Below are 15139 nucleotides of genomic sequence, written 5' to 3' on the forward strand. Positions count from 1 at the left end.
GTATGATTACTTTATTCAATAATAAATTTTATTTTATTCCCAACCCGGATTCTGTACCAGTCCGTATCCCTTATTTATCTCTGTGGCAGGGAAGGCGCTCAGGTACCACTTCGGTGTGAATCCACCAGCTTTCTGCCAGGCTCTTGCTGTCAGTTGCGGGAAATCAAATTTATATTCACCGGCAAATTTATCAGTTCCCTCAGGCACTACATGGCGATAAAAATAAAGGCCATGCAAACGTTTGGTGAAATCGGCTTCACGCTTCCAGCGAATCAAGTCGTAAAAGCGAACCTCTTCGTATCCGAACTCACAAGCCCGCTCACGAAGTACGGCCTCGCGGAAATCTTTTTTATCCAAACCGGTTTTTAAATCACCTAAGCCCACACGGTTTCTCACTGCATTGATGTAAGGATAAGCATCGGCGGTGCGGTTGCATTCATTAAGCGCCTCAGCATACGACAAATAAACTTCCGCTAAACGTAGTAACGGCCACTGGATCACCCGGTTCTTCCACTCTCCTTGGCGGTCAAGCAAGAATTTTCGCGCTGCCATACCATTGGTTGTAAGCCCTTTATCGTCCAAGCTGACAGTCTTGTTATTATAATGTATACCTGCCGGATAGTTAGTCTTATCATCCGATTTGGCTCTACAAATATCGGCTCTTCCACTACCAAAGATATCGCCGTCTAATAAAATAGTTTCACTTAAACGTGGGTCACGGTTGATAAACGGGTTTTTGCTATGTTCTGGATTGTTCCAATCAAAATCACTGCCATCTGCCATAGGGAACATATCGAAATATTCTTTTGTAGGTCCCCAGGCACCCCAACGTGCTCCTTGCATGATACCACCAATATTGTTGGTACGATAGTGGCGACGTACCGAAATCAGCGACTCCGTAGTACCGCGTGTATAGTAAGCATCACGGAATGCCATACGCGGCTCAGCCTCTTTTACCAAGCCATAGAATCCCTCCTTTTTCATCTCATCAAAAAACTCTTTGCCGGCATTGGCTGCATCCTCCCAACGTTTTGCATCGTAACCTCCAAACCAAGTCATCAGCTTGGTAGAAGCTTCGCCCTCATAGTAAGGAGCATCGGAATTGAACAACGGACTTGCCACAAACAGGCGAACACGAACTTTCAATCCCATAGCAGAGGCACGGGTCAAACGTCCGCTCCAGTTATCAGACTCTTCTTCGGTAACAGACCAAGGTAATTCTTTACAGGCAATAGCTTCATCCAGCATACGGATGATAAAATCTACCGTCTCTTGCAAAGTGCCACGTCTGGGTAATTGTGCGTCATCCGCTTCAATCGCATGATCCACAATAGGCAATGCGCCATAATGACGGAGCATTTCGGCATATTGGGTAGCGATGACAATCTTAGCTTCTGCCTTCAAACGGGATTTTTCGTCCGCACCCATATCAGGCACTCTATCCACATTCTCAATAAATACCCAGGCCATGCGGATGCTCTTCCAGCCATTGCGTGCCGTAAACTTATATTTGGTACCGTTGGCTTTGTCCTCGGAGCCGGCATTGTAAGAGCCATTATAATAATTAATATTCACTCCATCCCATGTCAAAGATGAATTGCAAAGGTCAGTCAATCCTTCCAGAATACCATACCATAATCCGACCGAATTTGTGTATTGATTGCTCGCATTAAAAGTATAGGGTAAATTTCCATAACTGTTCCATAATACACGGCGTGCATATTCGGCCGTAGAGAAAATGGTATCGATGGTTACATCAGAACTGGGTGGCTTCTGAAGAAATTTCTCACCTAGTGCAAAGTCTTCACATGATATTGTTGTAGTCAATAACGTAGCCAACATCAAGCCATGAAAATATCTTTTAAGTGGTTTCATATCGTTTATTCTCCATTTTTTAATTAAAATCCTACTTTCAGACCGAAATTAATGACCATCACCAACGGATACATCGGTGTGGCACTGGCCTTTGACTCGGGATCTATCACATCCAGTTTATCGAATGTAAGTAGATTATATCCCGTAGCATATATACGTAAACTACCTAAATGTATTTTTTCCAATGTCTTTTTGGAAAAGCTATAACCTATTTCGACATTCTTCAAACGCAAGTAAGAAGCATCACGCAGCCACAAATCAGAATCACGGTAATTGTTGGATTTATTAAGGAATGAAATAGCCGGATACTTGGCCGCATCTCCCTTCTGGGTCCATGTATCGGTAGTGAAATACCTCATCAAAGATCGGGAATCGGTCGCACCGAAAGGAGTACGGAATACGTCTTTTAGCATTCGGGAAGTTTTTGCTGCTCCCGACCAAGTCATGCTTATGTCAAATCCTTTATATGAAATTCCATAGTTGATACCACCGGACAGTTGAGGGTAAGTAGGATTACCAATGGAAGTAATATCATTCTGGTCTATCTTCTTATCGCCGTTCAAGTCTTTGTACTTCACGTCGCCGGGCATGGGGGTAAAGCCTGTACCATAATCGGGCATACCACCACGTTCTTCGGTGGCATAGCGTGCAACATCTTCTTCCGAGAAATAACCATCGAACTTATGACCAAAATTCTGTCCTACCGATTTGCCTGTACGTTGCATATAAGGGTAAGGATATTCAGCTTCATCCATATAGATAATCTTATTTTTAGCATAAGAGATGTTGAAACCAATGTTATAATCAAATGCATTTACTTTATCTCTCCAGGTCATGCTGAACTCAAAGCCTTTGTTATCTACTTTACCTATATTGGCAGTAGGAAGTGTCACAGCCAGATAACCGGGGTTTGTACCACGAGAAGTTAGGATGTCACGGCGATGCTCAATGAAGTAGTCGAAGTTCATCTTCAGTTTGCTATCGAGAAAGTAAGCGTCGACACCATAATTCTGCTTGGCTGCCGTTTCCCAAGTCACATTGGGATTACCTTTCTTTGATTCGACAGCACCTGTAGTGATGGAAGAGCCGTTACCGAAGAAGAAACCGCCATTGGCAGGATTGTACACGTCCGGCAAATAAAGGAACCTGGATTTATCACTTACACGGTCGTTACCCACAATACCGTAAGAAGCACGCAGCTTCAGGTAACTGACATAAGGCTTCAGACTTTGCATAAATTTTTCTTCCGAGATAATCCAACCCAAAGAAAAGGCGGGAAACAGACCGAAACGCTTGCCTGGGGCAAAGTTCTCAGATCCGTTGTATCCCATATTTACATCAGCCATATAACGGGTGTTAAAATCGTAAGTAGCACGTCCCACTAACCCGATATAGCTTCTCGGAATGGACAAGAATGCGTCAGGCCCTTCAGGATAGTAAGTGATAGATTGGTTGTACATTACCAGCCCCGTGACGTGGTGTTTACCAAAGTCGCGTTTATAGTTCAAAGCAGCTTCTACATACCAATCCTTGTTGCGGCCAATTGCCTCATCATAACCCAACACCGTTGCTTCGTCAACCCGGCTGAGAAGTACACTTCCGTCTTGTTGCACCAACGGTTCGTAGTGAGGAGTTTTACCACGCCTTTTCTTCGTTAAAGTCACCGAACTGTTGTAAGCTCCTTTTACGTGAGCCTTCAAGCCTTTGGTTAAGAAATCGAGTTTTTGCTCCAATTGGAAATCGAAATTAAGCGTATTGCCGTAAGAGACATCATACCCCCTGCCATAATACGTATAAAGCGCATCACGCATATCTCCGGCAATATTTGAAATATGACTGGCATCAGACCAAATCCATTTATCATTCACTATGCCTGAACCGGAGAAAGGTGTAGCCCAATAGATACCGCGGAAAATGGTTTCAATATTAGTCAAGCCGGATTCACCATCCACGCCAGGATAACGCTTATCATTAACACGTCCTCCCATATTCATACGGAACAAAGTCGTTTTCGTCAAGTTCATGTCCAGATTGACACGATAGTTATAACGATTGTAACTATAGTTGTCATCATAGTCTTTCTGGAAACAGTTGAAGAGGCCGTCTTGTGTAAATACACCCAGCGATGCAAAGTAACGCACTTTCTGTGAACCACCTGAAATGGTCAGGTTATGTTGTGTCTGCAAAGCTGTTTTACGAATCAGCTTGTCCATCCAGTCTGTATTGGGGTAAGCCAAAGGATTGCTATTCGTGCGGAAAGCTTCGATTGTTTCCGGTTTAAAAGCTAGCTGCCCTTCGGCAACTCCATCGCGAAGTTGTGCTGCATTATAAGCCGTAGCGTACTCGTAACTATCAGCAAATTCAGGCAAGCGAGTCGGACTTTGTATAGCAAATGAAGTGGAAAAGTTCACTTTCGCTTTACCTTCCTGTCCACGTTTGGTGGTTACAAGAATTACACCGTTAGCTCCACGTACACCAAACACAGCTGTTGCAGAAGCATCTTTCAAGACTGTAATATCTTCCACTTCATTAGGATCAAGCTGGAAAAAGCTACGTTCCACACCATCCACCAACATTAACGGCTTAGACATAGACTCATTTAACGAACCCACACCGCGCACATATACTGTAGGATCATCTCCACCCGGCTGTCCGGATGTCTGTATCGCAGACAATCCCGGCATTTTACCTGCTAAGGCATTACCAATACTCGAAACCGGGCTTTTCAATACATCTTTCGATGAAATGGAAGACATAGCTCCCGTTACTGTCATTTTCTTTGCTGTACCATAGGCTACAACTTGTACTTCCTGCAATTCCTGAACGTTTTCACTCAACTCAACATTGAGCTTAGATTCTCCCTTATAAACGATCGTTTTATCTTTATATCCGGTATATGATATAACGATAGTAGCACCTACTGGAACCTCAAGCTTAAAATTACCATCCATATCGGTAATTACACCATTGGTTGTTCCTTTTTCAACAATACTGGCACCTATTACCGGGCCAAAGTTATCCGTTACCGTACCGACTACAGTCTTGCGATTTTGCTGTGTGATAGTACTTGTAGTCACTATCTTCTTCGACGTGAAATTCTCTGAAGAAAAAGCCGTTTGCCCAAACGTCAAAGACGCGACTAACAGCCATACCTGTTTCTGAGGTATCTTCATAGGACTGAAGATGTTTTTCATTTCATTTAAATTAAAGTTAATAATACTATACTAGATATATAATCCTTCTAATTCTGTCGTTCTTTAGTTAATATTGCAAATATAGAAACGTATAAAAAAGAATGCATACTCTAAATATTCTTAAAAACGGCATAAATAATACATCTCATTTTTATATAGGATATTTGGATAAAAATCATACTTTTTCGTACAAAACTATCCCTTATTCTATGTGCTTGAGGTATGCTCCTGTCGCTTTAAATCCTCTGCAAGTACCGTTACTGACTCTGTTTATTGTCTAAGTCACGTTTGCGTTTTAAAGATTCAAGGAAATAATAATCCGCATAGTTCAACGGTACGTCTATTTCACTGCCATGTGGAATACTGCCTACTGAATGCATCAAAAGAAAGCAGTGATTCTCTCCCGATTTAGCCCGATAGCTGGGAGAAGCTAAAGACGCCATTATTAAATCGGCTGTTTCTTTATAGCTTTTCTTTTGGGTAACGGTACTTAACTCGTATAAGGCTGATGCTGTAATGGCAGCTGCAGAAACATCACGTGGTTCATTAGGGATATTCACTGCATCATAATCCCAATAAGGAACCAAATCTTCCGGCATATTAGGATGCGTAAATATAAATTCGTAGATTTTTTCGGCCATTTTCAAATATTCGGAATCGTGGGTGTAACGGTAGCACATCGTATAGCCATAGATTGCCCATGCCTGTCCACGTGCCCAAGCTGATTCGTCGGCATATCCCTGGGCAGTACAACGCGTGCGTATTTCTCCTGTTTCCGGGTCATAATCTACCACATGGAATGAACTTCCGTCATTACGGAAATGATTTTTCAATGTTTGGTTGGCATGAGATATTGCAATATTATAAAAGGTGGAGTCACCAGAAAGCCGGGTGGCCTCGAATAAAATTTCCAGATTCATCATGTTATCAATAATAACCGGACATTTCCATCCTCGCTGAGATTGCCAGCCCTTCTCTGTATTCCATGACTGTATGACCCCGGCTGCAGGTCGGAAACGGGTTGATAAGGATTTTGCAGTTTGTGTCACTACCGATTTATATTTTTCTTTTTCTCCCCTTCCCATGCGGATGCCGTTCAGATAACTACAACCAATAATGAAACCTATATCATGATGCTGTGTATTATATTGCATCTTTTCTAAGATTTCCGTATATTTTTTTGCTTGGGATTGCCAATACTCGTTACCTGTAAGATTATATAGATACCACAAACTACCAGCATAAAAGCCGGCTGTCCAATCCCAACCAATAGGTGCATATTGAATTTCCCCATTTGGTTTCACCGTGCGAGGAATACGTATTTTATCACTTTTTTCAAGCTCTTCTATTTGTCGTTCATATTGGGTTGAGGCATAATCTATGTTGTCTGTAAGAAAGTCATTAGCTAAATTTGCCGTCTTACACGCAACAATTGTCAGTAGGGATATTCCGAAACTAATCCAAATTGTATTTTTCATACTTATTTTACTAAAAAAATAAATTAATTAGTGCAAATGTATGGGATGGAAAAGAGAACAGGGATTCTTAAAATACACGAAAGGTAAAAGTGAGTGCATATATGCTTGAAAAGATAAAATGTACAAAATAAGCCGTTCATATATACAAAAACAGACCATTTTCGTCATATTCTGGAATGCTTATATTGTTCAAAAAGGTTATATTTGCCAATTGATCGTATATGAATAAACTGTAGCACACACAGAGAAACTATGAAAAAAAAGGTTCTGTTAATCCTTTGCTTCTTGTCCTTATATATACTGACAGGAAGAACTCAAAATTTATCTTTTAGTCACCTGACAACTGATGACGGATTATCGCATAATTCTGTAGTATCCATCTATCAAGATGAACGGGGATTTTTATGGTTTGCTACACACAATGGTATCAGTCTATATAATGGCAAAGATTTCAAAATATATCAAAAAGAGAAAGGTAATCCCAACAGTATACAATATAACGATATCTACCAAATTACTGGTGATAAAAAGGGGCATCTATATATAATGACCAATAGGGGAGTATCAGCTTATGATATTCAAAAAGACCAGTTTACACATCTCACGACTCAAAATATCACAGCAGAATTCTTTGCTGATTCTTTATATATAGCTACTTCAACTCAAATTTTCAAATACAATGGAGAAAAATTGCGGCCTGTTTATAAATTGCCTGTAGATAATAGATATATACGAAAACTGTATGTACACAATGATTCTATCTTTATAGGCACTAATAAAGGTCTATATGTACTTACTCCTGAGAAAAAATTAAATCAGCTTATTTCACAAGGGAACATTGTAGACATATTTAGAGATAGTAGAGGCAGTTACTGGATAGCCGCACGAACCGGGCAGGGAGTCTACTGCATAGAGGGTCAAAAAATAATCAATTTTATTCATGATGAGAACAATCCGGCAAGTATAAGTTCCAATTTCGTTCATAGATGTTGCGAAGATCTGGAGGGGAACATTTGGATAGGAACTTTCAATGGGCTTAATAAATATGATAGAAAGACAGGTAAATTTCATCGGTATGTCAAACAGGAAAATGAAAAAGGTTTATCCTATTCATCCATTTGGAGTTTGTTTTGTGACCAGCAGGGAACTATTTGGGCGGGAACCTATTTTGGCGGAGTAAACTTTTTCAATCCCCAGAAACAGATCTTTCGTGAATATCAAGCATCACCTAAAGAAAGTGAGGGATTGAGTTCCCCCATTGTTAGTCGTATAATAGAAGATGATAAAGGAAATTTCTGGATAGGTACGGAAGGTGGCGGAGTAAATATGTATAATGCCGAAACGCAGACTTATAAACGATATACACTTGAAGATAGTTCCATAGGAACGTTGCGAAATAATATAAAAGCTATCTACTATGATTCACAACGTGGGGCTCTATGGTTGGGGGTACATATGGCTGGGCTTTATAAATTGGATGTGAAAACTGGTCATGTAACTAAATATCAAAAAGAAGATAAGAATGGTATCCTATCTAATAATATTGAAGATATTCTTTTTTATCAAGGAAAGCTATTATTGGCAACTGACAATGGTGTTGGAGTATTTGATCCGCAAACAGGGGGGTGTACACGTTTCTTTAAGGATCCGAATATGCACTCAAGAACTTTAAACTCTATTGGACTGGTATTAGATGGTAAAGGTAATTTGTGGATAATAGGTAATAACAATGGAGTGTATACCTATCATTTCGATACAGGAAAACTATCTAGTTATAAAGCTAATTATGCTGTCAAACATAGTATCAGCAGTAACAGTATTAACTCAATCTTTGTGGACAGTCAACAAAGACTTTGGTTTTGTACCAATGAGTATGGTTTAGACTTATATAAGGAAGAGACTGATAGTTTTGAAAATTTTGATATGAAAAATAGCGGTTTGGCAAGTAATGTGGTTTATAATATTTGCGAATTGACTCCTGACAGACTGCTGGCTACTACTGATAAAGGTTTCTCTATATTGGACTATAAGCAAAAAATATTCAAAAATTATACTCAGATACCGTTAAGTTGTCTCAATGAGAATGCTCTCTACAAAAGTAGGAACGGAGAGATTTTCATAGGAGGAACTTCCGGGGCTATTTCATTTTATGAACGCGATTTGGAGCAAATGCCACGTTCATACAAGATATTGCCTTACCGTCTCACTGTGAATGGTCAAACGATACGTGTTGCTGACAAAAGTGGAATTTTGGAGAAAGATATCAGTTTTACAAAGGAAATCACACTAAAAGCAGGGCAAGATATTTTCAGTATTGAATATACTACCACTGATTATCTGCCTTTTAATAAAGATAGGATTGTCTATCGATTAGAAGGCTTCTCAAAAAACTGGAATAAATTGGAGCAGAATACAATTACATATTCTAATTTATCTCCCGGCAAATATACGTTAATAGTGCGTGCGGAAAATGCAAACGAAACTACAGTCCCTCCCAGTCTGTTGGTTATCCAAATATTGCCTCCGTTCTATCTTAGTCTCTGGGCATATTTATGTTATGTTATACTTATTGGGCTGGTTACATGGTATTTAGTGCGCATTTACCGAGAACGTATCAAGATGCAAGAGTCTCTTAAATATGAGAAGAAACATGCCAATGATATAGAACAAATGAATCAAGCAAAATTGCGTTTCTTCACTAATATTTCACATGAGTTCCGTACACCACTATCACTTATTATAGGACAAATGGAAGTATTATTATCACGTCAGCTTGTACCTGATATATATAATAAAATATTAGGAACCTATAAAAGTTGTCTGCAATTAAAGGAACTTGTTACAGAATTACTCGATTTTCGAAAGCAAGAGCAAGGTTATACGACTATTAAAGTCTGCGAACATAATATTGTAGATTTTGTATATGAGCATTATTTGCTATTCTCAGAATATGCAAAATTGCATCAGATTTCTTTCACTTTTGAAAAAAGCAGCGATGATATTCGAGTATGGTATGATACAAAACAGATGCAAAAAGTCATGAACAACCTTATATCCAACGCTTTTAAGCATACGAAAGCTCAGGACCATATTTCTATTTCGGTTCGGAAAAGAAACCAGGAAGTTATTATTGAAGTGACCGATACCGGTTCAGGTATAGCAGCTAAAGATATAGATAAGATATTTGACCGCTTCTATCAAGCGGAACAATTGAACTCACTGACTAGTGCAAGTACCGGCATAGGTTTGGCTTTGACTAAAGGCATTATAGAATTACATCATGGAAGTATTGAAGTGTTTAGTGAACAAGGGGAAGGATCCACTTTCCGTATACATTTAAGAAACGGTAATGATCATTTTACTTCTGATCAGATCTGTGAGCAGAAGCAGGGTGATTCTGATACCAACATTGATTTGGAAGGTCACAAGCATTGGAGAGCTTTTCTGGACAAACAGGAAATTGTAGACCAGGATAACATAGACAAGAAGAAGGAGAAATACAAAATACTGATTGTGGAAGATAATGATTCTCTCCGTAATATGCTGGTTGAGATATTTGAAATCTTCTATACTGTAGTAACAGCATCTGATGGAAAAGAAGGGGTAGCAAAGGTGCGCTCAGAATTGCCTGATATCGTACTTAGTGATATCGTAATGCCGGAAATGTCAGGTACAGAACTTTGCCAAATCGTAAAGCAGGACTTGGAACTTTGTCACATTCCTGTCGTATTACTTACTGCTAAGACTGCTGTTGAATACAATATGGAGGGACTTAGAATGGGAGCCGATGATTATATAACTAAGCCGTTCAATATTAATATTCTGCTGTCACGCTGCAATAATTTAGTCAATAATCGGATTATGCTACAGGAGAAATTCAGTAAACAGCCGCAAACTAATATGCAGATTTTGGCAACAAATACCTTAGATAAGAAGTTCTTGGATAACGCTATGGAGATTATCGAGAAAGAAATAGAGAATGCTGATTTCAATGTTGACCAGTTAGCAGCAGAAATGGGGATTGCCCGAACAAAACTATTTACCAAACTAAAAGCTGTGACTGGGCAAACTCCCGGTGACTTGATTATGACCATCCGCCTAAAACGGGCAGCTTACTTACTAAGAAATAATCCAGAGCTAAATATTTCGGAGATATCTGATAAGTCAGGATTCAATATTCCAAAATATTTCAGCAAGTGCTTTAAAGATAAATATCATATTACTCCGCAAGCATACAGAAAAAGTACGAATAATAATACAGAAGGAGACAAAGATGAAGTGTAAGGCAATAGTGAAAGTGTTTGAAAAATGATATTTTTGCTTCCACTCTAGATTCTCTATTATTCAGTTTACTACTTCGCCTGAATCTTTCCCAATTGGACATCAGCAGATTTCAGCCACATACCTAACAAATGTAGCATCTGCGAATGATATTCAAAATCTATATTCATCCCCCAGCCATGGCCACCTTTTGGAAATATATACATGGTTGCGGGGATATTATTTTTCTTCAACACTTCATAATAGAACACGCTATTGGCAGGAGGTACGGATTTGTCATCATCACTCAATAGCAAGATTGCAGGCGGGGTATTCGCGTTGATTTGTTTTTCGTTTGAAAAGAACTGAATATCTTCAGGCTGTAGTTTGTCACCCAGTAAATTAGAACGGGAACCCCCATGAGTGGCTGTTTCCATAGTTATGACAGGGTAAAAAAGGATGGAGAAATCAGGTCTTGTGCTTACTCCTTCTGTAGTATAGTGAGTAGAAGCAGTGGCTGCCAAATGTCCGCCTGCCGAGAAACCGGCGATGCCTACTTTATTAGTATCAACACCAAACTCGTTAGCATGCTCGCGTACATAACGTATTGCCTGCTGTGCATCATCCAATGGCACTTCCTTATGTTTGTTTGGCATCCGGTATTTAAGAACGAAGGCTGTTATCCCCTGTCCGTTCAGCCATTTTGCAAACTGCGAACCTTCGTGCTGAATAGCCAGTCCGGCATATCCGCCGCCCGGGCATATCACAACTGCCATTCCTGTGTTTTTTGTTTTGTTGGCCTGATAAATAGTCAATTCAGGCGAAGATACATTGGTTACCCAGTTGCCGTTTCTCTCAGATTTCTCAGCTTCTGTTATTTCATTACTTGTCGGTGGATTCGTCTCCCACAGTTTTACGACCTTTTGAGCATTCATAGTTGTATATGTAAATATCAGCAAAGCGCTTAGCGCTAATAATCGACCTTTTTTCATCATGTTAATCAAATTTTGAATATTAGAAATGGATAAGAATCTAAAGGCTACAAAGTTACATTTTATTCTTTGTAAATTGAAAGCCTGATTGGATATAATTTAAACTCATTTCTTAAAGGAATTGTAATATAGCCCTTATCTTATCCTGTTCTTTCTTTACAATAGACTGTTTGCTGTTTTAAATTGTGAGTTGTTTATAGTAAGATTACGAAGAAATTCTCTACATTTGTCTAATCAATCTCTTGAATCTTATACATACTAAAGCCTGTCCGCCCGATGAAAAAGAACTGCCTGTTATACCTTTTACTTCTGTTTTCTTGTTTTTCAGTCCTTGCCGATGAGCGTTTGGACTCGCTGCTGAATGTACTTGATAAAACCATTAAGGAAGCCGATACTTATGTGCAGATTAAGGAGAACAGGCTTCGTGAGCTAAAGAGAGAAGCCGGAAAGACACCATCTGTTTCCATCGAACGGTATAATCTGAATAATAGGATTTATTCCGAATACAAAGCATATAGCTCTGATTCCGCACTCCACTATCTGAATGAAAACAGATTACTGGCACAGCAGTTGAACGATGGGGAACGTGAACTTAAAATTCAGTTGGAGCTGTCCTATTTGTTATCATCCATCGGAATGTATATGGAAGCAGCGGACATACTTAATTCAATAGACCGCCGGACACTTCCACAATCTCTCCTGGGATATTACTATACATGTTATGAACACGTATATGCCGAAGCAGGAGCGGCACAGCCCCGATACCGGATGTTTTCATCGCATTATTTCAAGTTGAGCCGTGCTTATCGGGATTCCATGCTGGTAGTTTTGGAACCCGCTTCGGATACTTATCTGTGGTTGCGTGAAACTCAACTGAAAGAAGCCGGGAAGTATAATGAAGCCCTTGAATTCAGTGACCGGCGGCTTTCGGAATCTTCGTTCGGCACACCCCAATATGCATTGGTGGCGTATCAGCGCTTCCGTCTTTTTGAAAGCATGGGAAAGAAAGACGAGCATTTATATTATTTGGTTCTTTCCGCAATTTCCGATGTACGTTCCGCCATCAAAGAACAATCTTCGTTGATGGTACTGGCACAGGAACTGCATGGCAAAGGAGATTTGAAACGTGCGTATGCATATATCAACTTCTCTTGGGAAATATCACAATTCTATAAAACGCGGTTGCGCAGTTGGATGAATATCACCCCGCTTTCCATGATAAACGGGAATTATCAGGATATCATCAAGAAACAAAACAAGGAACTGCTGATTTATATCGTATGTGTAGCCCTGCTTGCGCTATTACTGGTGATAGCGTTAATCTACATCTATCGGCAGATGAAAGCTCTTTCCGTTGCCAAGAAAGGGTTGCAGGAAGTGAACGAACGACTCTTCTCACTGAATGAAGAACTGGAAGAGGTGAACCGGCATCTTCGTTCCACAAATTTAGACCTTTCCGAATCCAACCTTATTAAAGAAGCCTATATCGCCCGCTTCTTCAAACTCTGCTCGGTCTATGTAGACCGTTTGCAGGCATACAGAAAGCTGGTGAACAAGAAGTTGCAACGCGGACAAGTAGCCGAACTGTTGAAAATGACTCATCTTAGTAACGATATTGTAACAGTCGAGGTACAGGAACTATATGCGAACTTTGATTCCGCCTTCCTGCATCTTTTCCCGAACTTCGTGGAGTCCCTCAACGCGCTATTATTACCCGAAGAACAAATCGTCTTGAAGCCGGACGAATTACTCAATACGGAACTGCGTATTTTTGCCCTGATACGCCTGGGCATTAAAGACAGTTCACAGATTGCGGAGCTTCTGCATTACTCAGTGAATACGATTTATAATTACCGTTCGAGAGTGAAGACCAAAGCACGTGTTTCACGCGAAGATTTTGAAGATTTGGTAGCTAAAATACGGTAAATAAGTCTGTATCAAATCTACCTTTTGATACGGGCATAATGTAGCTTAATATATTATTTATCAGATAATTGTCATTTGGAGAATATTGTGAATATCCACTTATATTCCCTTTGCTATTTTTTATCGTAGCATTTCCATCTATTTTTGTCATAACCGAGCGGAACTAACGTATTCCGCCCCGGGAACTTCTTTTTTTATTAACCTTTATAAAAACACACATGAAAAATGATTTACTGCATTTTTCCATACCGGAAAAAGGAAGAAGAACGAAACGTCAGCTTGCGAGCTGGATATGGTGCTGGACTATTCTATGCGTATGCGGAATAGTCTGTATCGCCTGCTCTGACGATGATGCTGTGAAAAAGAACCCTTATCTGCAAACAAGTACTCGCGCCATGTTGAAAGAAGTGGTAGAGGTCAAGTTTAACAACATTGATGGAAATACCGATATTACTGTCGATTTTGGCGACGGGACGGTGAAAGAGGGGAAAGCAGCTACCCTCATCACTCATGCCTATACCCAAAGTGGCGACTACACCATGCACGTCACGGCAGGTCAATATGAGGTACAGAAAAGAATCCGCATTTACAATTTAGTGGCACTGACGGAAGCGATGAAGCAGTTCAGGGAGCCGTCTAACAAAAAAGTATGGGTGATGACACACCGCGCACATACCACCGACCGTACTATCCCCGAAAACTCGGTATCTTCCGTAGAAGATGCCATTGATTCGGGAGCTGAGATTATAGAGTGCGATACCCACGTGACAAGTGACGGAGTGGTAGTGGTATGCCATGACCAGACAATCAATGCCACCACGAACGGCACGGGCGACATCACAAAAATGACCTACGCGGAATTACAAAAGTACAACCTGAAAGACCGGAACGGCCGGGTAACCGATGAAAAGATGCCCACCCTTGAGGAATTCCTGAAAGCGGGACGTGGCAGAATCTACTACAACCTCGATTACTCCCCGCGTACGGCTTCTTCCCAACAGGTAGTGGACATCGTGATGAAACTCGACATGATGGAATCCGTATTCTTCTACTGCAACAGTGCGCAGAAAGCGGAAGAAGTACTGGGCATTACAGCCAAAGCACATGTCTATACATGGACAGGCAGCCACAAACCGATGATAGGACTGCCGGGCAACTACTTCGTGCAATACAGCTACCTGACCAACGGGAAAAGTACTCCTTTGGGAAGCTCCATCAACGACGGAATGTTAGCTACCGTGAATATGCTTCCCGCCAGTGGCAGTGACGTGTCCGAATACACGCTGAATGAGAATTACCTGGATGAACTCCTGCAAATCTATCCGATGGTATGCATGATACAGACGGATGTACCGGACTTATTAATCCCGGCCTTGCAGACAAGAGGACTGCGTTAACTTTATCATTTACTATT

The 15139-nt window shown here is 40.5% G+C and carries 7 protein-coding genes; 3 read left to right on the forward strand and 4 right to left on the reverse strand.

The annotated features are described in order from the left end of the window. Positions 1-33: 33 nt before the first annotated feature. The 3 genes from HC965_RS05665 to HC965_RS05675 form a co-directional block, all read right to left on the reverse strand. Positions 34-1875, reverse strand: a complete 1842-nt coding sequence (locus tag HC965_RS05665; RefSeq protein ID WP_191030538.1) for a RagB/SusD family nutrient uptake outer membrane protein — start codon at positions 1873-1875, stop codon at positions 34-36. A 23-nt stretch (positions 1876-1898) separates the two neighbouring features. Beyond that, positions 1899-5048: a TonB-dependent receptor gene (locus tag HC965_RS05670; RefSeq protein ID WP_191030539.1), complete on the reverse strand. Its 3150-nt coding sequence runs from the start codon at positions 5046-5048 to the stop codon at positions 1899-1901. 278 nt (positions 5049-5326) lie between these two features. Further along, positions 5327-6547, reverse strand: coding sequence for a glycoside hydrolase family 88 protein (locus tag HC965_RS05675; protein WP_191030540.1), 1221 nt, complete (start codon positions 6545-6547; stop codon positions 5327-5329). 252 nt (positions 6548-6799) lie between these two features. On the opposite strand from HC965_RS05675, the gene HC965_RS05680 reads away from it, so the two are divergent. Beyond that, a complete protein-coding gene (locus HC965_RS05680; RefSeq protein ID WP_191030541.1) occupies positions 6800-10831 on the forward strand; it encodes a two-component regulator propeller domain-containing protein in 4032 nt (1343 codons plus the stop codon). Between the two features lie 68 nt (positions 10832-10899). On the opposite strand, the gene HC965_RS05685 is transcribed toward HC965_RS05680, so the two are convergent. Then, positions 10900-11802, reverse strand: a complete 903-nt coding sequence (locus HC965_RS05685; RefSeq protein WP_191030542.1) for an alpha/beta hydrolase — start codon at positions 11800-11802, stop codon at positions 10900-10902. 273 nt (positions 11803-12075) lie between these two features. On the opposite strand from HC965_RS05685, the gene HC965_RS05690 reads away from it, so the two are divergent. Together HC965_RS05690 and HC965_RS05695 are read left to right on the forward strand one after the other, a co-directional pair. Beyond that, entirely contained in the window at positions 12076-13725 is a 1650-nt protein-coding gene (locus HC965_RS05690) for a DUF6377 domain-containing protein (RefSeq protein ID WP_191030543.1), read from the forward strand. Positions 13726-13943: 218 nt separating this feature from the next. After that, a complete protein-coding gene (locus tag HC965_RS05695) occupies positions 13944-15122 on the forward strand; it encodes a glycerophosphodiester phosphodiesterase family protein (RefSeq protein ID WP_191030544.1) in 1179 nt (392 codons plus the stop codon). Positions 15123-15139: the final 17 nt, after the last annotated feature.

The sequence above is a fragment of the Bacteroides sp. GM023 genome (assembly GCF_014750685.1).
GTDB lineage: Bacteria > Bacteroidota > Bacteroidia > Bacteroidales > Bacteroidaceae > Bacteroides.

Coding starts and splice junctions, on each gene's coding strand:
- HC965_RS05690 (WP_191030543.1), top strand. CDS start 12,076: ATGAAAAAGAACTGCCTGTTATACCTTTTACTTCTGTTTTCTTGTTTT.
- HC965_RS05665 (WP_191030538.1), bottom strand. CDS start 1,875: ATGAAACCACTTAAAAGATATTTTCATGGCTTGATGTTGGCTACGTTA.
- HC965_RS05680 (WP_191030541.1), top strand. CDS start 6,800: ATGAAAAAAAAGGTTCTGTTAATCCTTTGCTTCTTGTCCTTATATATA.
- HC965_RS05685 (WP_191030542.1), bottom strand. CDS start 11,802: ATGATGAAAAAAGGTCGATTATTAGCGCTAAGCGCTTTGCTGATATTT.
- HC965_RS05670 (WP_191030539.1), bottom strand. CDS start 5,048: ATGAAGATACCTCAGAAACAGGTATGGCTGTTAGTCGCGTCTTTGACG.
- HC965_RS05695 (WP_191030544.1), top strand. CDS start 13,944: ATGAAAAATGATTTACTGCATTTTTCCATACCGGAAAAAGGAAGAAGA.
- HC965_RS05675 (WP_191030540.1), bottom strand. CDS start 6,547: ATGAAAAATACAATTTGGATTAGTTTCGGAATATCCCTACTGACAATT.